At 30.8% G+C, this 24,260-nt stretch carries 34 protein-coding genes; 13 read left to right on the top strand and 21 right to left on the bottom strand.

Annotation, left to right across the window (positions count from 1 at the left end; all coding sequences use genetic code 11):
* Window positions 1-61: 61 nt before the first annotated feature.
* The 6 genes from K5782_RS01205 to K5782_RS01180 form a co-directional block, all read right to left on the bottom strand.
* On the bottom strand, window positions 62-550 hold the full coding sequence (locus tag K5782_RS01205) for a hypothetical protein (RefSeq protein WP_297463325.1): 489 nt from the start codon (window positions 548-550) through the stop codon (window positions 62-64).
* Window positions 551-698: 148 nt separating this feature from the next.
* Entirely contained in the window at window positions 699-929 is a 231-nt protein-coding gene (locus tag K5782_RS01200; RefSeq protein WP_366069252.1) for a hypothetical protein, read from the bottom strand.
* Window positions 930-1,198: 269 nt separating this feature from the next.
* Complete coding sequence (locus tag K5782_RS01195) at window positions 1,199-1,537, bottom strand: hypothetical protein (protein WP_297463320.1); 339 nt, start codon at window positions 1,535-1,537, stop codon at window positions 1,199-1,201.
* 37 nt (window positions 1,538-1,574) lie between these two features.
* Window positions 1,575-1,724, bottom strand: a complete 150-nt coding sequence (locus tag K5782_RS01190) for a hypothetical protein (protein WP_297463317.1) — start codon at window positions 1,722-1,724, stop codon at window positions 1,575-1,577.
* A 35-nt stretch (window positions 1,725-1,759) separates the two neighbouring features.
* Complete coding sequence (locus K5782_RS01185) at window positions 1,760-2,113, bottom strand: hypothetical protein (RefSeq protein WP_297463315.1); 354 nt, start codon at window positions 2,111-2,113, stop codon at window positions 1,760-1,762.
* Between the two features lie 153 nt (window positions 2,114-2,266).
* Window positions 2,267-2,632 (bottom strand): hypothetical protein, encoded by a 366-nt coding sequence (locus K5782_RS01180; RefSeq protein WP_297463313.1) that lies wholly within the window; start codon window positions 2,630-2,632, stop codon window positions 2,267-2,269.
* An 83-nt stretch (window positions 2,633-2,715) separates the two neighbouring features.
* Here K5782_RS01180 and K5782_RS01175 point away from each other — a divergent pair, with 83 nt between their 5' ends.
* Window positions 2,716-2,841 (top strand): hypothetical protein, encoded by a 126-nt coding sequence (locus tag K5782_RS01175; RefSeq protein WP_297463311.1) that lies wholly within the window; start codon window positions 2,716-2,718, stop codon window positions 2,839-2,841.
* 340 nt (window positions 2,842-3,181) lie between these two features.
* Here K5782_RS01175 and K5782_RS01170 read toward each other — a convergent pair whose 3' ends face one another.
* The gene (locus K5782_RS01170) at window positions 3,182-3,775 is read right to left on the bottom strand and encodes a hypothetical protein (protein ID WP_297463309.1); all 594 of its coding nucleotides are present in this window, start codon (window positions 3,773-3,775) and stop codon (window positions 3,182-3,184) included.
* 107 nt (window positions 3,776-3,882) lie between these two features.
* Window positions 3,883-4,089: a hypothetical protein gene (locus K5782_RS01165; RefSeq protein WP_297463307.1), complete on the bottom strand. Its 207-nt coding sequence runs from the start codon at window positions 4,087-4,089 to the stop codon at window positions 3,883-3,885.
* A 179-nt stretch (window positions 4,090-4,268) separates the two neighbouring features.
* Here K5782_RS01165 and K5782_RS01160 point away from each other — a divergent pair, with 179 nt between their 5' ends.
* Window positions 4,269-4,520, top strand: a complete 252-nt coding sequence (locus tag K5782_RS01160; RefSeq protein ID WP_297463305.1) for a hypothetical protein — start codon at window positions 4,269-4,271, stop codon at window positions 4,518-4,520.
* 46 nt (window positions 4,521-4,566) lie between these two features.
* On the opposite strand, the gene K5782_RS01155 is transcribed toward K5782_RS01160, so the two are convergent.
* Complete coding sequence (locus K5782_RS01155) at window positions 4,567-4,722, bottom strand: hypothetical protein (RefSeq protein ID WP_297463303.1); 156 nt, start codon at window positions 4,720-4,722, stop codon at window positions 4,567-4,569.
* A gap of 146 nt (window positions 4,723-4,868) precedes the next feature.
* Here K5782_RS01155 and K5782_RS01150 point away from each other — a divergent pair, with 146 nt between their 5' ends.
* Window positions 4,869-5,768 carry a matrixin family metalloprotease gene (locus K5782_RS01150; protein WP_297463301.1) on the top strand — a complete coding sequence of 300 codons (900 nt, stop codon included), beginning with the start codon at window positions 4,869-4,871 and terminating at the stop codon, window positions 5,766-5,768.
* Between the two features lie 605 nt (window positions 5,769-6,373).
* Window positions 6,374-6,910, top strand: coding sequence for a hypothetical protein (locus K5782_RS01145; protein ID WP_297463299.1), 537 nt, complete (start codon window positions 6,374-6,376; stop codon window positions 6,908-6,910).
* Between the two features lie 47 nt (window positions 6,911-6,957).
* Here K5782_RS01145 and K5782_RS01140 read toward each other — a convergent pair whose 3' ends face one another.
* The 3 genes from K5782_RS01140 to K5782_RS01130 form a co-directional block, all read right to left on the bottom strand.
* Complete coding sequence (locus K5782_RS01140; RefSeq protein WP_297463297.1) at window positions 6,958-7,221, bottom strand: hypothetical protein; 264 nt, start codon at window positions 7,219-7,221, stop codon at window positions 6,958-6,960.
* A gap of 102 nt (window positions 7,222-7,323) precedes the next feature.
* Window positions 7,324-7,455 (bottom strand): hypothetical protein, encoded by a 132-nt coding sequence (locus K5782_RS01135; RefSeq protein WP_297463295.1) that lies wholly within the window; start codon window positions 7,453-7,455, stop codon window positions 7,324-7,326.
* 90 nt (window positions 7,456-7,545) lie between these two features.
* A complete protein-coding gene (locus K5782_RS01130; protein ID WP_179366155.1) occupies window positions 7,546-7,863 on the bottom strand; it encodes a GIY-YIG nuclease family protein in 318 nt (105 codons plus the stop codon).
* A gap of 95 nt (window positions 7,864-7,958) precedes the next feature.
* Between K5782_RS01130 and K5782_RS01125 the strand changes: the two genes are divergently transcribed.
* Entirely contained in the window at window positions 7,959-9,641 is a 1,683-nt protein-coding gene (locus tag K5782_RS01125; protein WP_297463670.1) for a helicase C-terminal domain-containing protein, read from the top strand.
* A 35-nt stretch (window positions 9,642-9,676) separates the two neighbouring features.
* On the opposite strand, the gene K5782_RS01120 is transcribed toward K5782_RS01125, so the two are convergent.
* The 3 genes from K5782_RS01120 to ilvD form a co-directional block, all read right to left on the bottom strand.
* Window positions 9,677-9,979 (bottom strand): hypothetical protein, encoded by a 303-nt coding sequence (locus tag K5782_RS01120; RefSeq protein WP_297463290.1) that lies wholly within the window; start codon window positions 9,977-9,979, stop codon window positions 9,677-9,679.
* 44 nt (window positions 9,980-10,023) lie between these two features.
* Window positions 10,024-10,236, bottom strand: a complete 213-nt coding sequence (locus K5782_RS01115) for a hypothetical protein (protein ID WP_297463288.1) — start codon at window positions 10,234-10,236, stop codon at window positions 10,024-10,026.
* 241 nt (window positions 10,237-10,477) lie between these two features.
* Window positions 10,478-12,151: a dihydroxy-acid dehydratase gene (gene ilvD, locus K5782_RS01110; protein ID WP_297463286.1), complete on the bottom strand. Its 1,674-nt coding sequence runs from the start codon at window positions 12,149-12,151 to the stop codon at window positions 10,478-10,480.
* 97 nt (window positions 12,152-12,248) lie between these two features.
* Between ilvD and K5782_RS01105 the strand changes: the two genes are divergently transcribed.
* Window positions 12,249-12,452 carry a hypothetical protein gene (locus K5782_RS01105; RefSeq protein WP_297463284.1) on the top strand — a complete coding sequence of 68 codons (204 nt, stop codon included), beginning with the start codon at window positions 12,249-12,251 and terminating at the stop codon, window positions 12,450-12,452.
* A gap of 20 nt (window positions 12,453-12,472) precedes the next feature.
* On the opposite strand, the gene K5782_RS01100 is transcribed toward K5782_RS01105, so the two are convergent.
* Window positions 12,473-13,072 carry a protein-disulfide isomerase gene (locus K5782_RS01100; protein WP_297463282.1) on the bottom strand — a complete coding sequence of 200 codons (600 nt, stop codon included), beginning with the start codon at window positions 13,070-13,072 and terminating at the stop codon, window positions 12,473-12,475.
* 78 nt (window positions 13,073-13,150) lie between these two features.
* Between K5782_RS01100 and K5782_RS01095 the strand changes: the two genes are divergently transcribed.
* A complete protein-coding gene (locus K5782_RS01095) occupies window positions 13,151-13,558 on the top strand; it encodes an HIT family protein (protein WP_297463280.1) in 408 nt (135 codons plus the stop codon).
* Here K5782_RS01095 and prf1 read toward each other — a convergent pair.
* From prf1 to K5782_RS01075, 4 genes are all read right to left on the bottom strand, one after another.
* Entirely contained in the window at window positions 13,539-14,831 is a 1,293-nt protein-coding gene (prf1, locus tag K5782_RS01090) for a peptide chain release factor aRF-1 (RefSeq protein WP_297463278.1), read from the bottom strand. The genes K5782_RS01095 and prf1 overlap by 20 nt on opposite strands.
* 64 nt (window positions 14,832-14,895) lie before the next feature.
* Window positions 14,896-15,540, bottom strand: coding sequence for a thioredoxin domain-containing protein (locus K5782_RS01085; RefSeq protein WP_297463668.1), 645 nt, complete (start codon window positions 15,538-15,540; stop codon window positions 14,896-14,898).
* 41 nt (window positions 15,541-15,581) lie between these two features.
* Window positions 15,582-16,211 (bottom strand): DUF4443 domain-containing protein, encoded by a 630-nt coding sequence (locus tag K5782_RS01080; protein WP_297463275.1) that lies wholly within the window; start codon window positions 16,209-16,211, stop codon window positions 15,582-15,584.
* A 58-nt stretch (window positions 16,212-16,269) separates the two neighbouring features.
* On the bottom strand, window positions 16,270-16,548 hold the full coding sequence (locus tag K5782_RS01075; protein WP_297463273.1) for a hypothetical protein: 279 nt from the start codon (window positions 16,546-16,548) through the stop codon (window positions 16,270-16,272).
* Window positions 16,549-16,706: 158 nt separating this feature from the next.
* Here K5782_RS01075 and K5782_RS01070 point away from each other — a divergent pair, with 158 nt between their 5' ends.
* From K5782_RS01070 to K5782_RS01045, 6 genes are all read left to right on the top strand, one after another.
* Window positions 16,707-16,922: a CbtB domain-containing protein gene (locus tag K5782_RS01070; protein ID WP_297463270.1), complete on the top strand. Its 216-nt coding sequence runs from the start codon at window positions 16,707-16,709 to the stop codon at window positions 16,920-16,922.
* Window positions 16,923-16,934: 12 nt separating this feature from the next.
* Window positions 16,935-17,663, top strand: a complete 729-nt coding sequence (locus K5782_RS01065) for a CbtA family protein (RefSeq protein ID WP_297463268.1) — start codon at window positions 16,935-16,937, stop codon at window positions 17,661-17,663.
* A gap of 70 nt (window positions 17,664-17,733) precedes the next feature.
* Entirely contained in the window at window positions 17,734-18,063 is a 330-nt protein-coding gene (locus tag K5782_RS01060; RefSeq protein ID WP_007550586.1) for a helix-turn-helix domain-containing protein, read from the top strand.
* A gap of 8 nt (window positions 18,064-18,071) precedes the next feature.
* Complete coding sequence (locus K5782_RS01055) at window positions 18,072-18,425, top strand: helix-turn-helix transcriptional regulator (RefSeq protein WP_007550585.1); 354 nt, start codon at window positions 18,072-18,074, stop codon at window positions 18,423-18,425.
* Window positions 18,426-18,533: 108 nt separating this feature from the next.
* Entirely contained in the window at window positions 18,534-20,738 is a 2,205-nt protein-coding gene (locus K5782_RS01050) for an FTR1 family protein (RefSeq protein ID WP_297463265.1), read from the top strand.
* Complete coding sequence (locus K5782_RS01045) at window positions 20,735-22,855, top strand: hydantoinase/oxoprolinase family protein (protein WP_297463263.1); 2,121 nt, start codon at window positions 20,735-20,737, stop codon at window positions 22,853-22,855. The genes K5782_RS01050 and K5782_RS01045 overlap by 4 nt, the downstream gene beginning before the upstream one ends.
* A 67-nt stretch (window positions 22,856-22,922) precedes the next feature.
* On the opposite strand, the gene K5782_RS01040 is transcribed toward K5782_RS01045, so the two are convergent.
* Window positions 22,923-24,143 (bottom strand): hypothetical protein, encoded by a 1,221-nt coding sequence (locus K5782_RS01040; RefSeq protein ID WP_297463261.1) that lies wholly within the window; start codon window positions 24,141-24,143, stop codon window positions 22,923-22,925.
* Between the last annotated feature and the right edge of the window lie 117 nt (window positions 24,144-24,260).

Raw genomic sequence — 24,260 nt, 5'->3', positions numbered from 1 at the left:
TTCTATAATACAAATTTTAATTAGATGTGATGTTGAATGTGAATTTTTTAATTGATTGTTTTTAAATCTGATTTGATTCCTTTTGATTGTATTTGTCTGCCATTTTTTCATAGAAAAATTCTTGTCTTTTCAAGTCTTTTTCTGAAATAATTCTATATTTTCTCATAGGTACAAGTCTTGATATTTGTTCATATGTGTTCATATCTCTAACATCTGCAGCGTGTGCAATTTGTAATAGAGGTGATTTTTCTTCAATCATTGGCTTTACTTGTTCATATCCTCCACTTTGTGGCATTCCTGTACGGTATAGCCCGATATTTTTTTTACTCTTTGAAATTTGTGGATCTTGATAACAACAAATTGAGTATTCTCCATTCTCTTTTTCTATGATTGTTAATCTAGTAAATTTATCACTCCAATCCTCAATCTCTTTAGAGACTTCCACGGCCTCTTTTTTATCTTCAAAAACCATTGATACAACTAAGCGGTCTTTTTCATATGCCCATGATATGCCATAAAAATTTCCATGCCACTCTATATCTAAAGACATTATTCTTTTGTGATCAATTCTCAAATTAACACTTTCGAATTGTATGTTTGATGTTTTTTGAATCTATAGACCTTAAACAATTATTTTAAAAATACTGAATCTAGTTTACTTAAACATCTAAACTACAAATTTGTAGATATAAAAAATATTAGCAGAATTTATCACATTCACATTTTCTGCTAGTAAACATATTTTTCAGATAATCTAGTTTTGAATGAGACACTGAAGGTTTTTTACCCACAATTTTGAATAATGTAATCCCAGTGGCAGAACTAGTTCCTTTTAATGCCCATGACCCATTTTTCATAAGATATGGTTTTGGATTTTTCATGGTCACTTTTTTTCGTATTTTCATATCATATGCCTCGACTGTTGTCATCACTAAATAATTCAAAATTTGTATTACTATCCCTAAGTAAATTTTTTCACATAAATAAGCTCAAAAATAGTTTTTTTACAAAAATTGGAGCCTATTTTTCTAATGATGTTTTTTAATTTGATTATTAAACATTAGTTTTAATTTTCAGTCTTAACTAAACAAATGTTCGAAATCATATGGTGCCTAGTTTTATATCCCCTGCATTGTATAATGCTGACGCCTTCGTTTAGTGGTCTAGGCATGCTATAAACGACTGCTACTCCAAGACGTCAACTCAAAATTTCATCCAAATAATCTTTTAATACTTTTTTAATCTCATTTTTTTTTAATTCAACTTTTGTATCGCCAATCTTTAGACTATCTGCATCATCAATTGATGATAATCTATGTGATAAAAAATCTGATAATAATTCTAAATTAAAATCATTATTGTTTTTAAGATTTATTTTCAGATACTTTTCTTGTATTCCACCTTTTTTTGTTAATCCTCCTGATGGAAAAATTCTAATGTCTTCATTAACTTTATTTTCATTTTGTTTTTTACCAAAAATTATATTATCAATATCATTACCTTTATGAAAATGGAAAATTGTAATCATAAATTCCATGATTTATCCTATTTTATCTATGATAAAGACGCTTGCACTATTGTTTTTTCTTTAAAAGTGCTTCTTCTGGAGTTTTATCTTGATTGATTTTCCAATGCCATTCATGTTGTTTTTTCCAATGTTCGTCTAATTGTTGTGTTGAAGGTTCTTTTCCTAACGGTGTTCCGCAGATCTTGCATTGTATCATTGTTTTTTTGTATATCTATAGAAAATTAAGGTTTGTTATGACATATTCTGTGTTTTTTGATTTTTGTAACGTAGTAAAACTAGGAAAAAAATAAATTCTCTTAAAATATTTTTTTGATTATGTGATAGTGTTAATTCTAGTTTTTTAGATAATTCTAATGATATTTGATATATTTGTCCTAGATGGCTTCCTAATGTGAACGCATCTAGTGATTTGTCTGGAATTTCTTTAATGTTGTTTTTATACAGATTAGTTGCATTAATGTTTGTCCAGTTTGTTTTAAAAATTAAATCTGATGTTAATCTAATCAATTTTTCATCTAATTTTCCTTCAATTGAATACAAAATTTTATCAATCTCTATTTTATCTAGTTTGTTTAGTTTTATCATGACTTTAACGAGTCTGTCTCTATCTTCTTTTTTGGTTTGATGATTGGGTGGCACTGGGCTGGAAGGTTATCCTCAATTTCCATGATCTGCATTAAATTGTATAAAAATTAAAAGTTACCTTGAATAATTTTTTAAAATTCACGCCTGATCTATCTAAATATCTCTGTTCTTTTTTGATTTTTGAGTTTTAATTCTTTTGAATTCTTGGGATTTCTGTTTTTTCCTTTGTTGTTCTAAATTCATTATCAGATATGTTTTTCCGGCCTCACAGAGTTTCATTTCTCCGGTAAATTCATCATGTATTGACTCTAATGACCCGTCTATCAAAAGTCCTCCCACTATTTCCCATGCTTTTTCAATGGGTATTTCAAATTTGTAAGAGAGTGTTGAAACTTTGGTATAATATCCATTTTTTGAGTTTCGTAAAACAAACTCTCTAATTTTATCCTCATCTGTTTGGGTTTTTGGCCTAGACGTTCTATCCCCAAATCTCTTAAATGGTCTTTTATTCTCTGGCAATACTTTTTTTATAATTTGCTGCTATTTTAGGACTTGTAACTACAAATCTAAAGACTTTTTGAATACATGATATGTTACTTTTCATGAGTGATAAGGCAAGAAGAATTGAAGAATTAAGAATGAAAACTGGTCGAAGTAAACGTTGTCTAGATTGTAAACAAAATCGTTGTATCTCTGATAGTTGTCAATGTGGCTGTCACTGTAAATGATTGGTATCAAAGACCTTGTTTATCAGACCTGAGTGACGAGCTTCACTGCTCTAGTCTGAGAAAGGTTATGGGCATTGTTCATTTCCCAATCTATCCAATCAACAATATTGTCATTTTTTACCACTAAAGAATTTTTTCATTTATGTTCTGAATGTATTACATTTAGAGTAAATGGAATCCATTTTTTTGATTACATTATTGTTATCTTATGGCATTTACAAAAACAATTGGCATGAATCATATCATGTGCATTTCTATATTCACATTCTTTAGTGTGTTCCATATTCCATTTTGATTTTTACTCACTTAAAGTTTAATGAACTATGGTTGTTTGACTTGATCATTTGGAAGCCATCGATTCTGGATCATTATTTCCTGGAAGATATTTTTCACCTAGCTTTTCCTTCATTTTTAGATCAAATTCTTCTTGCAATCTTGTCAGGTACATTTCTGCTTCAGTTTCATCATCAGGAATTCCAGTGTTTACATCATAATTGAATCCAGTTGCTAGGTGATAAAATTCTTCAAAGAACTCTTTACAATCTATAACATCTGTCTGTGAATCAACTGCAACAACTAAGCAGTTATTTTCTTCTCTGAATTTTAAACAAATTTCTTCATCAATCATTGTATCTACTAACACTGCCATGATATACGGTATTAGTGAAGTATCAATTTTTTGATCATTTTTAGAACTAGTTATCCATAACTCATATCCATCTGCAAGATAATCAAAAGTATTCACTACAGTTTCTCTGATATCGCTATTTAAATGAGATAATTTTGATTTCCATGATATTGTGTCTTTATTTCCAGGCTCTACATACAACATGTCGAATTTAATATCTTCATGAATTTGCTCAAATTCCCATACTTGCTTATTTGTTAACATGGGCGAATATTTCTCAATAAGTATCTCTGTTAACTGATCCATTATTTTGAATTCAATTGACCACTGTTTATGCTTATCTTCAAAATGTTGTAACTTTTTTTATTTTGATTGTTTTTTAATTTTTAGAAAATTAAAAATCGATACTTTGTTTAATCCTGAATATTTGATTTAAAAAATGCTAATGTGCATTCTGCAAGTTCCTTATGATTGTGTTTTTTGATCGAATGTTTGCAATTTGGACATATTCCATGATCTTCTTCAGTAAAATCATCACCAATTTGTTTCATACAACACTCCATTAATTCTGCCGTAGAATGCGATTCCATGGATAATTTACAGGTGGGGCATTCAGTCATTTCGTAGACCTCTGTTTAAAATAATAACCATAATTTAAAAAAATCTCCTGTCTTAATTATATCTAGTTTTATGTTTGATTAATTTGATCATTTCTTCAAACTTGGAAATTATTTGACTATTTGAATCAATTATTACAAGTTATATTGTGATTTTAATAATTTGTTATGAGTTTAATGTTATGAAGAAAATTGATAATCTTCTCTTGAAATGTAGTTCTTGTAATGTTAATGTAATTTTTGATTTGATAGATGATATTGAATGTGATTGGGGTTCACATACAGTAATACAATGCCCAAACTGTGAAGAACTATTCTCTATTGATAATCCATGTCCAGCGTTTTCTAGTATGATTGCACTTCTTAAATTGAATCCAGATTTATTAAACTCAATTGAAAAATACAATTATTTATCAAAATCACATCCATGTTAGATGACTCTAAAAATAACCATGTGATTTAAAACACGATGCATTTTTACTATTTTTTAAATAATTCTAACTCTTCCAAAATTTTACCCATAGAATGTTTCCATCTTCTCATGGCTTCTATGTCATGTGGTCTATTTTTTTCAAATTCTTCTTTTTGTTTTATTAATTCTTGATATCTTTTATCATCAAATTTTTTGTTTTGCATATGTTTTCTCCTCTATTCAGAGTATCTCTTTATTATTTAATACTGATTAATAATATGCGTAAGCATGTGAAATTTTCAATTACTGTTATGATGTAATCAATTAATCTATAGAAAGTTTTACTTATTCCAATGACCTGTTTTTTTTAATGAAGGTACTGCTAATTTTGCTATTACTTGTAGTTGCTTTTGGTTATCTGTGGTATGCAAATTTTCTCCCCTTTGATGATCAAAAATCTACAGAGTTACAACATGCATCAGAAAATATTAAAGAATTATCAAAATTTGTGCCTAGTAATGAGAAAAAACTACTAACGTATTCTGTTCAGCCTATTCCGAGTTTACCTGATGAAAAAATCCCATTAAATGCATTACATAAAGCACTTGAAACTTGGGAATCATTAAACCCAAATTTGAATTTTATAGAATCTGATAAACCCGATTTTATTATTCGATGGCAAGTATATGCATCTGAAACTCATTCAGGTTTAGCTACTTGCAATTCAATGTTATTTGGAATTTTAAATCGATGTGTATTGGATATTTCTGTTGGTGATAAAGATTGCAATGGGAAATATGTTCAAAATGATGAAAATATGGTTTCAAATATAATAATGCATGAAATAGGTCATGTTTTAGGTTTAGGGCATAACACCGATAAAAGTAGTTTAATGTATTCAGATGAGTCACCTTCATCTGATTTTGATTCTTTGGGATTTACAATCCCCAAAAAATTTGAAGAACTTTATGTTGGTCAAAAATTACTACTTGAACAAGATAAACAACTCCGAATTCAAATTAAATCTCTTTCAGATAGTATATCTCGTAAACATCTACAGTATGATGAATATTATAAACACTATTCATATTATGAAAATAAAACATTATCTGCAGAAGAATTTGAAAAAGCACAAATAGCTTTAAAAAAATTAAATTCTGAAGCAGAACAAATCAATTTACTTATAGAACAACAACATAAATTAATTAATCAAAGTAATTCTATTTTGGATGTATTGGACTGTCATCCTAATTTTGATGTCAAAAATTAATTTCATTTGAATTTTTAATTTGTTTATTTTGTAATATCATATAATAAAATTAATCCTATAGCTAATGATATGATTGCTACACCCATCGAAATAATTAATTTTAAATTCATAAATTAATTTGAATTTGTCTGAAATTAATAGTTTAAGGGAAAGCAAGCAAATTTGATGTCTTTATTGCTTCAGTCCCTTTGGGGGATATATTAAAGCCATCAAATATGCAAACAGCCTTGCTTCCAATATTTTTGATGTTTTAATTATGAAAAAACTGTTAAAATGAAATATGTTTTTTTAATTGATCAAAATGGTTAGAAAAAATGATCCTTTCTTAAATTTGTTAATTATGACTAAATATTACATATTTTAGAGTGATAGGAAATTGTTTTTCAATTTAAACACACTATTTCTTTTAATCTATTTTGATATTATGATATTGAGTCATCATGTTTGACGGCATTCCTACGTTTGCCTAATCGACCATTCCCTAGAATTCATAGCCGTCAAACATCTCATTAATTTGATAAATTATCTTTTAATTGATTTATTTGCTTTTATAGAAAATGTCCAAAAATCAATAATTTTATTCCCATATATTGCTAAGAACTTTAATGAGTCAAAATAACGTTATTGCTTGGTCTAAAGATTATTTTTTAAAATTATCTGATTTTAAAGCGGATTCTAATCCTGCAGCATTTGAAGATTCTCATAGTACTATCAAATACTCTTACATTTGGACCATAAATTCTGAAGGAATTGGTGATGAAATTAAATTTTTTATAGAAAATATTGTTTTAACTGCTGAATTTTATCCAATGTTGTCTTGGATAAGACAATCTCAAGAAGCAACATCGCTTTTAAAACATGAACAAGGACATTTTGATCTTGCTGAATTACTTAAACCTAAAATAACTAGGCACCTAGAAGATGCTTTCTTTGGAAAAAAATTCTCTACCCGTGGTCAAAATCAAGAACAACAAAAACAATATGCACGTGAAAGTTCATCTTTAATGATAGCAAACGAAATGGAAAAATGGGAAAAATATCTTTTTGACGAACGTCAAGAATACGATGGACAAACAAATTATGGACAAACACTTGAAAAACAACAAAAATTTGATGATATATTTAAAAAATTACGGATGTAATTTTTTTACCACTCTTTACAATCTTGTTATATTGTAACTTGCTAATCTTATTCTTGTTTGATAATTTTGTTTTCAGGGATTGAACTGATATAATTGACAAGACTGCGATAATATTTTAGATGGAAATCTAAATCTCTAATTTCAGTTTGTTTTAGTTTTTCTAATTCTGGTCCAAAATCTCTCTTGTCTGTTTGTATGTGATTTAATGTGTTTTCATTTATCTCAATCATGTGAAACAAACTATGTAATACTTCACTTTTTGTTAGTGTTTTGTCGCATGATCTTTTTAAAAGTGATTCAATCCATTCCATGTTCTTTTATTTTAAAATCCATATTTCTATTCCTGAATGGACAAAATCTCACTATTACTCTAATTTTATTTAGTAATTGATTGTTTAAACTAAAAAATGAGGCTAGTCTTTTTTTGCCTTCTTTTTTCTATCCATTATTTCTTGATTTCGTTCAATATCTGAATGGATTTCAACATGATCATACAATGCTTCTTTTGAATCAAAAATTTGTTCACAATAATAACACTGATGCATTATACTTTTACGATGTTCTTAAATTAATTACTTTCTCTATTTTTATGCCTGAAACATACATTAGACTATAGATGATTTAACAAAAAATCATTAATGCGTTTCTAATGCAATCTCTGTATTGCAGGATGGTAATTTTCCTGACTGTTTTTTGAACTCTTCAATTAATTGAATTTGTCTTTCTTTTGGATTATTAGTGAATTCACGTTGATATGATTGTGTTTTCTGTTTGCATTCATTTCCTTCAAATTCCGTTTCTACGTATTTTGTGAACGTCTCTTCTAAATTACTACTTTCACCTATGTAGATCACATCTTTGTTTCTGTTATACAATACATACACCCCAGGAATAGCTTTAACAAATTTAGCACTTTCTAACCACACTCTCATTTTGTCTTCTAATAATTCCATGATTTACTGTGATCTTACTAGATATTAAACTACATCACATGCATTTGATAATAGTAGAACCTTCATGCTTTTAATATTAAAGAAAATCAGGTTTAATCCTGTCTCTTTTAGAAAAATTTCCAGATCAATTTTCTCCACGTGATATTCAAAAAAAAATAATTTTTGAAATTGAAGAGAAATTAAAATCAGGTTATAAAAAAATTATTTTATGTGCACCTACTGGAGTAGGAAAATCTCTAGTTGGAGCTACGGTATCTAGATATTTTGATAGTTCATTTACAATTACAGCCTCAAAACACCTTCAAGATCAATACATCAAAGATATTCCATTTCTCAAACCTGTAAAGGGTAAACAAAATTTTGCTTGTTTGAAAATGATGGAGTCTGAAAAAGTAGATAATACTAGAAGAGCTATGCGATGGGGGCTAACTTGTGACAAAGGACAATGTCAAGAAAAAATAATTAAAAATGGAAAAGAGGTAGTTGAAGTATGTAAATTCAAACCAACAATCAAACAAGTTGATGAACACACACAAAATACTGAATCATGTCACTATTATCTTCAAAAATATGATGCTCTTGTTTCAAAACATTCTCTATGGAACTACCATGCTTTTTTTCAAATTATGAAATTTAATAAAAAATTATTTGAAGATTATCTTAATAGGAAAGTTTCGATATTTGATGAGGCCCATAAAATTGAAGACCAAATAATGCAATTTATTGGATTTGATATTTTTAATGGTCAAATTGACGAATGTAATTTGAATTCTGGAAAATATGATTTTTCAGATTTAGATTCTATGATTCAACTAATTGATGATATTGCGTATTCTTATGCCAAAAAAATTAAAGACACTAAGGAAAGTGATTCATTTCAAAGAGAACCTGATTATGAATCTATAACAAGATTAGAGCGACGATATGATAGAGCCGCACAAGCTAAAATTGATATTCTTACTGGAAAAGATAATTTTGTTGTAAATGATCCTGTTAGAGATTTGAATGGAAACTTTAGATCAATTTCTGTGAAACCTATCGATGTGTCTTCATTTGCAAATTCTTTTTTCACCACAGAATATCAAATATTCATGTCTGCCACAATTGATCGATTCAGCTTTTGTGAAAATATGGGATTAGTCCAAGACGATGTTGCATTCATTGATACTCCTAAATCCCCATTTCCTCTTGATAATCGACGAATTGATCTCTTAAACATTAAACGATTAAGCTATGGCTCTACTGAATCCGATGAACTTGAAGTGATAAAAGTAATTGATAGAATAATGAATGAACATTCTGGTGAAAGAGGCTTAATTCTAACTTCTTCTGTTCCTCGATGTCAAAAAATCCTTAGATATCTTTCTCCAAAAAATACTAGACGAATTAGGATATGTCACAGTTATAATCAAGATGGAAAAACTCAAGATGAAATTATTTCAGAACATGCATCTGATCCTACTAGTGTCTTACTTTCTTCTTCATTATGGGAAGGAGTTGATCTCAAAGATGATTTGTCGCGATTTCAAATCATCGCCAAAGTTCCATATCCAAATTATAAAGAAAAAAGAACAAAAGCAAAAATGGACAAATTTCCATTATGGTATACATCGCAAACTCTGACTAAATTATTACAAGGATTTGGTCGTTCAATTAGAAGTGAAAATGATTGGGCAAAAACATACGTACTAGATACTGCAGTTAACAATGTGTTTTTCAAAGCACAAAGAATGATTCCACGTGCATATTATGATGTTTTAGGCATAGAAAATCAATGAATTAATGATTCTTACAAAAATTAATTTATCTAATATTATCGCCCACGTCGACTAAATGAGTACTGTATTTTTGAACTAGATGTGGAGGCTGTCTTGGCTTTTTTCTCATGTTTCTTCTTTTTTTGTTCTGTCTGTTCTGTTTGAATTTTGAATATTCTATCTGATGTTTGATTTTTTACATCGTCTGTATATGTGATGTTCAATGGTGATATTTTTTTTGTTTTTTCTTTACTCTTTTTTGATTTCTCGGTGGTATCTTGGTTTTTTTGGGTCCATTTGATATTGTTTATGTCAACAGATGATGATTTGGCAATTGTATAGTCTCCAAATGAACCCATATCACTATTCTGTTTAATACAAACATAAGCGTATTGATGAAATTTTAGCCTTTAATTTGGAGCTTGTTAATTTCTCGCTTAATTTTTTCAATATTGTTACTCCAAATTTTGATCATTTTATCCTGATTTGCAATCTCTTTATCTGAGCCTGTTTCTTTTAGTTGCTCCTTTTTGCAAATATGTGATTTGAGAGAATTTTCTGCTTGTACTAGTTTCTTTTGTTGATATTCTAGAATTTTTTTTGTAAGCAACCCCATATTTTTATAAATTACAGATCAGTCTTAAATATTTTGAAAGGATTAGAAACATATGGCAAATATCTTGATTTTAATTATCTTTAGTAGACAACAGTAATTCAATAATTGTAACGTAATTCTTTTTTCCTGTTATCTCTGAAATTAATTATAGATCGGTGATCTATAAACCTTGTGAGCGATTCATTCTTTTGTTTCTATTAAAAAAGAAATTCTTGGGATTTTTTTGTTAAATTATTGAAAATTATAATTTTGCACTAGTAATTGCACCTTGTGCAGCAGAACCAACTAATGTTGCATATTTAGCTAGTGCCCCTGTTGTGTAGTTTGGTTTTGGTGGACTCCATTGCCTTCTTCTTTTTTCTAACTCTTCTACCGATACATGAATGTCAAGAATGTTAGTTTCAGTATCGATTGTTATCTCATCGTCATTTTTTACTAGAGCGATAGGACCTCCAACATATGCTTCTGGAGCAACGTGTCCTACCATAAATCCGCGAGTGCCTCCAGAAAATCTACCATCTGTTACCATTGCAACTTTTTTTCCTAAACCTTGACCCACAAGTGCTGCAGTAGTTGATAGCATTTCTCTCATTCCTGGTCCTCCTTTAGGACCTTCATATCTGATTACAACAACATGACCTTCTTCAATTTCTCCTTTAGATACTGCGTCAAATGCATACTCTTCTCTGTCATACACACGTGCTTTTCCTGTAAATCGTGTCATTTCAACTCCAGCTGTTTTAATTACTGCCCCTTCTGGTGCCAAACTTCCTTTCAATATCACAGCAGTTCCTACCGAATGAATTGGATTTTCAACTGATTTTACTATTTGTTGTACTGGCTCAGATATGTTCATTGAAGCAAGATTTTCTCTGATTGTTTTTCCAGTAACTGTAATGCAATTATCATGAATTAATTTTTTTTCTGCTAATTTTTTTAAGACAAATGGAATCCCTCCGATTTTATCGAGTGAATTCATTACATAGTTTCCACCAGGTTTCATATCTGCTAAATGTGGTGTCTTTTTTCTAACTCTTTCAAAATCATCATATGTTAATTTAACTCCAACTTCATTTGATAATGCCAATAAATGTAAAATTCCATTTGTAGAACCTCCCACTGCATTTAGCATTGTGATTGCATTTTCAAATGCCTCAAATGTTAAAATTTCATGTGGTCTGATATTTTGTTCTAGTAATCTGACACACGCAACTCCTGTATCGTAAACCATTTTCTCTCTTCTGTCATCTTCTGCTGGAGGACTAGCACTACCTGGTAAAGCAAGACCTATAGCTTCTGAAATAGATGCCATGGTGTTTGCGGTAAACATTCCCCCACATGATCCTGCGTTTGGGCAAGCAGTATTTTCTATATTTTTTAATGCTTCAAGAGATAATTGACCTGCATCATATGCTCCAACTGCCTCGTAAACATCCACTACTGTTAATTCTTGACCATTTAGAATTCCTGGCATTATAGTTCCACCATAAACAAATACTGATGGTATGTTCAATCTGGCCATTGCCATCATAGTTCCTGGTAAACTCTTATCGCATCCAGCAATTCCAACTAATGCATCATATTGATGAGCTCTAACCATTAATTCTATAGAATCTGCAATAACTTCTCTTGAAATTAATGATGATTTCATTCCTTCATGACCCATTGCAATTCCATCACTTACTGCAATTGTTGAAAATTCTCTAGGTGTTGCACCACCATCACTGACTCCTTCTTTTGCTTTAAGAGCTAATCTAGGAAGATGGATGTTGCATGGAGTAGCTTCGTTTCCAGTATGACATACTCCTACAAACGCTTTTGATAAATCAATATCTGTTAATCCCATGGCTTTGTACATTGCTCTGTGAGGAGCTCTAGCTGTTCCTTCTACAACATTTCTACTGGAAATTTCCATAACATGACAAATGTAAATTGCTATAATTTAGACTTTATTGAGATTATCTTTTGAAAAAGTTTCAATGATTTAAATTGTAATCTTATTTGGGAATCATATGGAGCAAAAAACACTTGAATGCCCTGTTTGTAAAAGTAATAAAGCAGAAATTGCAGGTGAGAATGTAAAATTAAGCGGTAGATTTGAAGATAAAGAATTTCTTACTACTGAATTGACTGTTTTGCGCTGCACTACATGTGGATATTATATGCTGTTTGATAAAATGGCCCAATTCACAACACAAGAACTATCTGACGAATAATAATTAAAAATACTGAAAAATTATCTTTCTAATATTGGTTGTGTGCCCACTTGTTTTAATAATTCTTGAATCTCTTCAGGAGTTTCAGAACCGTATACAATGAGAATTCTGTCTTGATCCATTGGCTCATACCCTGTAACGTCATTCACTTCTTGACCATTGATGAAAAATCTCAATGAATAATCTTCATTTGAACAAAATTGTCTTCCATCTTGGAATATGAAGCATTTATCATCCACTTTTAATTTCATTGAATTAAACAAAAATCCTAAATTCACACCAGTTGCATGCTTGTGAACTGTGGTTCCATCTCCTCCTTCAAAATGAATCCAGCTTGTCTTAATTTGATAAGCAGGTAATGAAAAGTCAAACGTGTCTCCGAATATCTTAACTAACATTGCAGCGTGAGAGTGCTCACTTCCTAGTGGACCTGCTCCTTCTGGTGCGCCAGGTGCATTTGTTGTCATATTCATAAAAATCCAAACTGAATAACCTACAATTACAGCTATTACCGCAAATACTCCTATGGCTATCATCATGTTCTTTCTTTTCTCAGAAGAGCGCTTTGTAGCGTAATTTTCACGCTTTTGCTCACGTTCTCTTCTCTCTTTTCTTCCCATGATTAATCATAAATCAAAAATTTGCCCTAATTAACTGTTCGATGAAACAATAATAAAATCAAAAAATTCAATTTTATTATGAGTTGTATTTTTTGTGATATTTTATCTGGAGTTAAAGACGCTCATATTCTATATGAAGACTCATCACATGTTGCATTTTTAGACAAGTATCCAATAGATGTAGGTCATAGTTTGGTGGTTCCAAAAAAACATCACGAAAGAATCACCGATATGAATTCAAAAGCCGTTGGTGACTTGTTTTCCATAGTGCCAAAACTAGCTAACGCCATTTTATCTGCAACTAATGCTGATGCATTTAGTCTTGGACAAAACAACGGAAGGGCTGCAAAACAGATCATTCCTCATGTCCATGTCCACATTATTCCAAGGTATAATCACAAAGGAACGATTTGGACAAAACGTTCAATCTCAAATGCAGATGAACTTTCAATTCTTGCAAAAAAAATCAAGTCTTTGCTTCTTTAGTATGACCTGGATTATATCGAAGTATGGCGCCTACTTTACCCAAGCTTGATAGCATAGTTCCATGTTCTGCACTTCCTGAAACTACTTCTAATTTGCTTCCTGTTTTAGCGGCAAGAAGTTCTAAATAATCTACTATGTCTTGTTCATTTGGTTCAACTTCCATTGCATTGCATGCAGGGCAAGGTTTGCTTGAGTATTCTGTTTTTTTTGGAATAACATCTCTTCTTTCAACAATTATCTCTTGAATATTATGACATCTGCGGCATTTTCCTTCAACTCGATTTAAGTTTGTGTCATCTGTGATGATCAAAGTTTTTACTACATTATTTTTCAAAAGTTCAATCACGTCTTGTAATCCATATATCCCTAACCCTGAATGTGAGTTTACCTCTCTAAACAAGTCTTCAATTAACTTCTTTTCTTCTACCATTCTGAAATCTGATAAAAGCTCAGCAGATTTTGCAAATGCCTCTCTAATTCCCTCTGCTCCAGAATATCCACAATCTAGTGTATTGATGATCATGTTTTGTAATCTGTATTCTAAATAATTTCCATTGATAAAATCTTCTTTTGTAGGTCCAGGACCTGAAATTATTAGTCCTTTTACAGGATAAATGTCAATAAAGTATTCTCTTGTTGTTCCGGCAACCCTGTTGTAAAAATATGAAAGCTCCATTTCTCTTAATTTTTGGAATCTTTTTGCAGATTGTCCTCCCTGTCTGTGTTTACCTGCTACTCCAGAGCCTGTTTGTGAAAGTACTTCTATTTTATCGCCATGTAATAATCCCCACCCGGCATCTTTAGCATCAATAGCTAAGAAGCCAATCAGATTATCGTCTTTTAACATGTCTTTTAGAATGTCTACATGAAAATGATCATCACACCTGTAAAGATACTGTTTCAAGTCTTTTGGAGGATCAATTTCCCATACTTTTACCACTTCACTTCCTAAAGGACCTCCTCCTTCAGGTGGCAGTGCTCCACAAAACATCACAAGTCCTCTATCTGGTGTTTTTTTGAGCAGTTTTAATCTCTGAACTACTTTGCCTAGTGAATCTACTACATGTGATCTTGTCAAATCTGATTTGATATTGTCAGCTGTCCCTTGTTCTTGCTGTAAGGTGCTTATAATTTCGTGTAGTTGTTTTCCTTTTGGGATGTATACGCTGATCAATTCTGTCCCTCTCCCTGATTTTTGGGAAAGTTCTTCTAACATTTTTCTAATTTTATAAAGTTTAACAGAATCTACTTTTTCTATGTTGATCTTTTCCATTTGTTTTTGCTCCCTGTTATACGAATATTAAGTTTGGTTGGTTCAATTCATCATATTCCTAAAATTATAATTCATCGATGGATTTTAAAAAGACTTCAAGTGGTTGATTGCCTCTTATTTTGATTATTTTTTCATTATTAAAAACTAGAAAATATGGTGTGGCATCAACACCTATCTCTTTTCCAAATTGATATAATTGATTCACTTTATCTAAATATTTGTGATCATCAAGACATGTATTGAAATTATCTAAATTCAATTCCACAGTCGCTGCGAATTTATCTAATGAGTTTCGATTAATCCATCCTGTTCTTTCGCCTGCCCAGTTCTTGTATAGTTCGTTGTGGTATTGCCAGTATTTTCCTTGGTCTTGAGCACAATATGCTGCTTCTGCAGCCAAAATAGAATCTTCACCATTTAATGGAAAGTCTTTGAATATCATCTTTATTTTTCCAGTATTGATGAAATCTTGTTTAATCGTATTTAGTGTGGTTTGATGAAATTTATAACAAAACGTACATTGATAATCGCCCCACTCTAAAATTGTAATTTTTGCTGACGGATCTCCTAGAATCGGTGAACCGTTATGAATTAAATTTGTCTCAGTTAGTATTTTTGAATTATCATCTGTTTGTGGGTAAAATGCTAAGAACGACCCTACCAAAATCCCTATTATGATTGGAATTGTAAGTACGAAATTTCTCTTCATAGATTTGCTGATTTTATTTTCTAGTAAATAGTTTCCTTGTTTTATCCAATTGCTATTGTCCATAATGCCGCATTTTTTGCAGATATTTCTGCTACAAAAGGATCATCTGCTGATGAAATTATTATGACATCTTCTTCATATGGGCATAAATTCTCAATGATGTATTTTCTTGTTTTTGCGTCTCTGGGAAAACATTCTCTTTCATTTCCTGGAAAAACTAATTTTTCATTTTTGTATATCATTGTAGTGCAACCTAAAGACCCATACAAAATTGCATAGTCTCTTTGCTCAATACCTGTTTTGATCATTTTGGAATATTTTTTTAATAAAATCGCATGATTATGTTTTCCTTGTATTATTGATGTTTTTTTTACTTTACATTCTTTTGCTATTGTATTTTTTATTTGATTTGTTAGTTTTTTTCCTTTTTCTGTAAGAAATGTTCCAGATTTTGTTGACTCTGCAATCTCTGCTTTTTTTAAATGTGAAATTAATGTCTTGACTGCTCCTTCTCCTAGATGAATCTCTTTTACAAAGGTTGCTCTACTAACAAAACCTTCCTTATCTAATAATTGTAATGCCTTGAAAACATGTGGTATGCTAAATGTGAGTATTTTGCTTGAACCTTTTCTAGATACGATATCTTGTAACATTTGAATATTTTTACGCAAGATTCTTCTAGCCTAAGTTGATATATAAATTCAATAAATAATGATTGAAATATTTTTGTTATGGTTGAGAAATTGAGCTTGTGTTTTGATTTTTATTTATTTCCATTTTAATTGGTTCTAGGATTTTTGAATCTCCTATTTTCCCAAAAATTCTTTGAATTATGCTAGAAAAAAGTTCGTAATTTCCTGTAATTTCTTTTTCAGATTTATTGCACTCTTTCATCATTGTTTGAATAATCGATTTGTATCCGTTTATTCCATATAGATCAATTAACGAGGACTCTATTGTTTGTGATATCATGTCTTGATATTTTTCTTGACTTTGTCCTAATTCCAAATTTCTCATTTTCTTAATTTTTTATTGTGAAATACGACAAAAGTAACAGTATGTTCGATCTAAAAATAACATTAATGTTTTGAGCCTGCAATAATTTTTCTTTATTAATTGGACAAATTGTCCAAGAATTTAAATACGATTGATTGACGGAATCTTTCATGTCTCAATCAAGACAAATTAATGCATCTAAAAACAGTGTTCCTGTAATCGCAATTGTGGTATTATCTATCGTTTTTGCAGCAGGATTATTTGTTGTTGGATTTGATCAGGGACATATCTTTAGTTTGGTATATGGAGAAGAAGCATTTCAAGATCTTTACATCCATGAACTTACTCATGATATGAGACACGCTGCTGGTTTTCCTTGTCATTAGGGAGTTAACCTGATGAGAATATTTCTTTTTATTATCATTGTTTTAATCTCAGGTTTCTCGGCAGGACTAATTCACAGCACTGCTAATCTTGTATTTGTTGAACCTTCATTAGATCATGCAATTGGCATTGAAAACCAACATCTTTTTGCTTCAGGTGAAGCAAAAGACACTCCTGAATTTAGAGCAGAATTTGATTCTTATCGATATTGGCAAAAAAGTGGTCAAGTTTTAGCTGGTGCAATTTTAGGAATATCTATTGGTTCTTTGTTTGGAATTGTTTTTGTACTTTCAAGAAACTCTTTACCTGGAAAATCTTATGTGAGTAAATCTCTAATTTTAGCAGGAATAATGTGGCTTGCAATTTACTTTATTCCATTTTTAAAATATCCTGCAAATCCACCAACAGTTGGCGATCCAGATACTGTTGTATTAAGATCGATATTGTTTCTAACTTTTATTGCAATTTCTGGATTTGGGGCTTTAGGATTTTACAAGATATTTAAAAAATTAAAGAATAAAAAATTTATTGCGATTTTAGGATATGCTGTTTTTGTTGGAATGGTATTTTTTGCAATGCCAGAAAACCCTGACAAAATCACTGCCCCTATGAATTTAGTTGATCATTTTAGAATAATGTCTGCAGTGGCAGTTTCAATTTATTGGTTATCTTTGGGTATAATTTTAGGTTCTCTTTGGAATCATTTCAAGCCTGATAATGAATTAAAGTCTACTTTTAATTAATTGTTCTAACTCTCTAGAATGAGAATGTTATGATGTAATTTAAATAACTCTTTATTGATTTTTAATTTAATTGACACGACGTTTAACATTACCTCAATTAAAAAAATATGATGTCACTCAAAAAGTAATTGAAGCATTAGCAGATTCTGAATCTCGGGCAATACTGTTTTCAGTAATAAAAAAAGGAATGACTGCAGCTGACTTATCAGATAAACTAAAAATCCCGCTCAGCTCCGTTTATAAAAAATTAGGTGATCTTGAGGAACTTACATTAATTGAAGTAGAACGATGGATGATTTCAGATAAAGGTAGAAAGTTCAAAATCTACAAAAGTCGAATAAGTAAGGCAGATATTTCAATAAAAAAACCTGATCCTGTCCTAAATTTGGTACCTAACTGATGATCTAAATGTCAAAACCAAACATAATCCAACTGAGTGAATTTGACATAACTCAAAAAATAATTGAATCTTTAAGCAATGTTTGCACTAGAGCTGTGTTATTTTCAATTAAAAATGAATCAAAAGATGCAACACAAATTGCAGATGAATTAAAAATTTCAATATCTACAGTTTACAAAACCTTATCGAATTTGGAAGAATTAGCACTTGCTGAAGTAGATAAATTTGTAATCTCCCCTGAAGGAAAAAAGATTAAACAGTATCGTAGTCGTATTGGTAAAGTTGAAATCACTTTGACTGATTTAGAACCCACATTACATCTTTATCCAAATACGTCTAATCCTAAAACAAATACCAGTTAAAATAATAAAAATAAAAAAGATTGAATTTTACATTCTTAGTTGTTCATTCTAAGATTGTAGAATTAATCTTTTGTTTAAATACAGTTAGCTAGACCTAATCGTTAATCCATGCAATACAAATTTTATTGGTATTTGATTATTGTTGTTTTAGCATTTGGGTTGTATTTTATACCTGCTAATGTATATGCTCAAAATCAAGAACAATATGCTTCTATTTTTACTATTGCTGAATTAGGCTTGGAGTTAACAAAAAAAGCCATTTTGGAGGATAATTATGATGCTGCAGAAAAGTATTCTGCTCTAACTAATAATTTCTATGGGAAAAATATTCAGTTTTTAAGAACAGTTGATTCTGATCTTTCAGATAATATTCACCTAGAATTACTTGATATTCATTCAAGTATTTTAGCAAAATCAAATTCACAAAATTTGATTGTTCAAATAAATAAACTACAAGAAACTTTGTCCTCCAATTCATTAAATGATGATTCTAATGTGATTGTGGCTTTTATTTTATCAGAAGCTGACGAACAATATCAAACATTTTTTCAACATAAAAACAATGAATCATACTTTTTTACCTTATCATTAATCGAACATTCAAAGCTTATTTTGAATCAAAATCCAATATCTGACGATCGGTTGAAACAAGAGATTGACTCGTTTTTTACTGATTTGGATAAATCTGTTTTAAATAAAAGTAGTTTTGTGACTGTTGGCAATTTAATTACTGCCATACAACGTGATTTGTTAGAAACTGAAACGATTACAATCGATAAAACAAATCTATACAGTGTAATTAGAAACTTATATTCTAAATTAATTACTGCAGTTAATTCTGATGATTATTCAACTGCTGAAGAACTTGCAATTGAGGCGTATCTTGAAAATTTTGAATATTTAGAATCTGATATTAAAAAAGTGGATGAGTCGTTATTAAATACATTGGAAATTGATATGCGTGAAAATCTTCGAAAAATGATTATTCAAAAAGAGGATCCAAACACAATTGTTCAATTTATTGAAAATTCAATTTTACCTGATTTGGCAAAAGCTGAAAAAATGACTAGTGAACTTATTCCTCTTGTTAATGGCGGGGCACAAACAACCCAGAATTTAAAATCTATGGGAGATACATCTGATGATCAAAAAACAGTAGTTAAAAATAAAATCGATATAATTCGTGAGCAGTTAGAAGAAACATTACTACATTATGACCAAGGTGATATTCAATCGGCTCATGCATCATCTCGCTCAGCATACCTTGATAGTTATGAATTTGTAGAGATTCCTCTTAGGGCAATTGATCCAGATTTTACACTTGAGGTAGAATACCAATTTGCTACTTTGCGAAACTTGATTAAACAAGAGGCCCCTCAAAATGAAATTCATGATGTCATTATTGGAATAAAACGAAATCTTGATGAATCTGAAAGAATTGTAACTGGGACGGGTGAGCTTGCCCCAGCAATTGCATTTTCGTCTTCTTTTGCAATTGTATTTAGAGAGGGATTGGAATCTGTCTTGATTCTTGGTGCTATACTGACATATCTTGAAGCATCACGAAATAATCAATTTAAAAAATATGTTTATTATGGAATTGTTGCTGCCTTTGCAGCTACTGCCGTTACTTGGGTTATTGCATCATATATTATTGAAATCTCAGGGGCAAATCGTGAATTGATTGAAGCAATTGCGGCATTGTCTGCAACTGCCGTTTTATTTTATGTTAGTTTCTGGGTTTTAAATAAAATTGAACACAAAAAATGGATGGAGTTTGTTAAAGCAAAAGTTTGGCAAGCTACCACTACTGGTAGTGTTATGGTCTTTGTAATGCTATCCTTTTTTACTGTGTATAGGGAAGGATTTGAAACTGTTTTATTTTACCAAGCAATGTCTGGGTTTGCAAAATACATGGAAATCTATGTAGGTCTTGGCTTTGCCATTGGATTGGTTTCACTTTTGGGTCTGTATTATATAATGAGAAAATTGGGAAAACGATTACCATTACGTGTGTTATTTGGGTTGACAATGGGTGTGGGCGCCTATTTATCAATTGCATTTTTAGGAAATGCAATTAGAGAACTTCAGATATTGGATATTGTACCATACACTGGATTAATTGGCACTATACCTAGATTAGATATCAATCTTGCAATGATGACTGGAATTTATCCTACTTTGGAAACTATTATTGCTCAGGTGATATTACTTGGTGTTTATCTTGTTGCATCAACATACATTTTGATAATGCGTCCAAGAAAAGAACAACAACTAGCTTCAATGCGAAAATCAAGGAAGGGCTTTGGATGAATAAGCAAAGAATCAGAGTTGGAATTGATGTTGGTGGAACCTTTACAAAAGCTGTCGCAATTAATGTAAAAACCGGCTCACTTTTAGCAAAATCTACTGTTCCTACAACTCATAGTTCAGAAAAAGGTGTCTCTGAAGGTATTGTGATTGCATTAAAAAAAATTATTGATGAAACTGGAATTGGAATTAATGAGATCGAGTTAATCTCTCATAGTACTACACAAGCAATTAACGCATTATTAGAATCAGATACATCAAAAGTTGGAATAATTGCAATGGGCGTAGGCCCTTCAAAAAAGGACATAGTCAAAAGAACAAATTTAGAGGATTCTACAATAAATACAAATCAAGACATTAAAACAACACATGAATTTTTAGATACATCTCATTTAATTACCGAAAAAGAAGTAACTGCTGCAATAAACCGATTAAAAGAAAAAGGTGCAGAGGTGATAATTGCAACTGAAGCGTTTGGAGTTGATGATCCATCAAATGAATTATTTGTTATGAATATCGCATCAAAAGAAAAAACACTTTCTATGGCATCTCATGAGATATCTGGAATTTATGGTTTAGAAATTAGAACTCTGACCGCAGCTGTTAACGCCAGTGTTTTACCTAAAACATTTAAAGTTGCAACTTTTGTTGAAGATGCAATCCGTAAAACAGGTGTTACTGCACCATTGATGATAATGAAAGGCGATGGTGGGGTTACTAGTATGGATACTTTTAAAACAAAACCAATCCTTACGATTCTTTCCGGCCCTGCAGCAAGTGTTGCTGGCGCATTATTATATCTAAAAATAACAAATGGCATATTTGTTGAAGTTGGTGGCACCAGTACTAATATCTGTATTATAAAAAACGGTAAACCTGAAATCCGTTATGTTACAGTAAAAGATCATCCTACTTGTATTCGTTCAATGGATGTGAGAATTTTGGGCGTTGCTGGTGGTAGCATGGTTGGATTAAAACAAAAAAGGGTCTCAAACGTAGGTCCGCGTAGCGCTCATATCACTGGCCTCAAATATTCTTGTTTTGCAGATCCTGAAGATCTTAAAACAGGGAAAATAATCCTGATAAAGCCCATGTCAAATGATAAATCCGAATATGTTGCAATAAAATGCAATAATGGCACTTATGCAATTACTAACACATGTGCGGCAAACGCATTGGGCATGATCGAAAAAAATGATTATGCATTTGGGAATCAAGAATCTGCAAAAATTGCTTTGAAGATATTTGCTGAATTTGTAGGAGTGTCATATCATGAAATTGCTATGTCAATAATTCAAACAGCTTCATTTGAGATCACAAAAACTATTACTAAAATCTTAAAAGAATTTAAAATGAATCCATATGATACAACATTAATCGGAGGAGGGGGTGGAGCTTCAGTTCTTGTTCCATTTGTTGCAAAACAACTAGGAATTAAATATGAAAAAGCACAACATGCTGAAGTTATTTCTTCAATTGGTGTGGCGTCATCGATGCTTCAAGAAGAGATGGAGCAAACAATGATTGAACCTACCCCTGAAAAAATTAATCAAGTTTATAAAAAAATACATACTGTGCTAGTAGACAAAGGTGCTATTCCTGAATCAATAATGATTAATAGTGAATTTGTATCTGAGAAATCTCTTTTACGTGTAACTGCTGTTGGTAATGTTGAATTAGATAGTGCTGAGACCTCAAAAAATATTTTTACATTAGAAGATGCTAAAAAACGAACTAGCAAAATAATTGAAATTTCTGAAGATTTAATTGACCTGAGCTATGAAACTGATCATTATTTTGTGTTTACTGGTCATATGGAAATTAGAAAATTATTTGGCAAAAAGACACAACATCATATTTTAGTTTTAGATCGATATGGAAAACCAAAACTATCAATAAAAAATGGGAGAATTATTCAAGGTGGCAAAATAACCGTCTTGGAAGAACTAACTGATTATTTTGAATCTGGCAATTCTGAAATTGCACCTAAAGTTTATCTTTTAAATGATCTTAAACTGGTAGATTATTCTAGTCTCATTAATACTTCTGATATTTTGGATGTGATACAGGATGATCTAACTGGTTCTGAAAAAACTGCTATAATTATTGACTATCAATAAAAAGGCAAAGCCCCCCTTTTGTACGTAAAAAGTTGGTAATGACTTGAATTATGATCAGTTAGAAATTTCAAATACACCAGAAAAGAAAACACTGTTTGTTATCTGAATTGGGCACAGTTTTTCTAGTTTCATCTTCTGCTTTTTTGGCATAATCTAGTTCCTGTGAAATGTATTTCATGTCATATCCAATCTTATTTGTTTGAGAAAGGAATTGGTCTAATTTTCTATTATAATCATCATAATGAGTGGTCTTGTAAGAATTAACAGATTTTTCCAATCCAAGATAATTTGATACTAGAGAATTAAGATCTTTTTCAATATTGTTTCTTTGATAGTATAGATTATTGTAATTATCAAATGCTTTATCCACATGGAACTTGGCTATATCACTGTGGTAGTTTTTTCGTGCATCCATCACATAGTTCCACGATTCATTCAGTCCTTCTTTTATCTTAAGAATAGATTCAGAAGCCAAGTCAATTTTTTTCGTTAAAATTTGCTTTTGTTGGGATGTAAATACTGGATATTGTTGGGGGCTTGAACTTTGAGAATTGATTTTCTTTTCAAGTGATTGAACAAGTTCATTTTGTGTACCAACATAATTCACATACTTGGCTTGCGGAGGTTTGACGCTTGTTGCGCCTGGATAAACTTTCATGACAGTATAATCTCTTGAATATCCTTTGATTTTTTCCCACAATCCATCGCATCTAGAATCTCGCGTATCCCCATCAGGACAATATGAGTAATATCTAGATTGAACAGCATGAACATATCCTTCAAAAATATCTCTGTCATATCCTAAATAGTATAAAGCAAAATGAGCCAGCTCATGTGACAAGACCCATACAGAATCATTAAAATTTGATGACATACATTCACAGGTTTCAATTGTTAATGCATTTTTGTTACTTGTATTACTCCATTCAAAAAAACCTCCAATGTTTCTTGCGTGTAATATATCACGTCCAATATTTTGATTATAGACTACAATTACAAGATCAGTATAATCAGGAGATGTATATGACCTATATTGAGATTCAGTCATACATGTTGGAGGGTAATAAAAAAAATCTAAACCGTATGCCAAAAGATATTTTACAATAATTTCTTTGTTAAATTCATTCATTCTTTGTACATCGTTGTGATAGCAAGAATTGTTGCCAGTTACCCATACTGTATGAACTGTTAATGTATCTTGGGCAGATTTTGCATAGATGGTATTTACAGGAATTAGCAATCCTGAGAAAGCAAATAAAATTAGAAATAACAATATGAATTTAGGCAAATATTATCATAATAGATAAAAAACAATAAGTTATAACATTTTCAAAATATGGTGTTATGTTGGATTTTTACCTGATTTACATGGTAAATCGATCTCACTTCCGAATTAGATATTAAA

It is taken from the genome of Nitrosarchaeum sp. (assembly GCF_025699065.1).
Classification (GTDB): Archaea; Thermoproteota; Nitrososphaeria; order Nitrososphaerales; family Nitrosopumilaceae; genus Nitrosarchaeum.
Note: the sequence above shows the minus strand (reverse complement) of the source record. Positions and strands in the feature narration are given on the sequence as shown.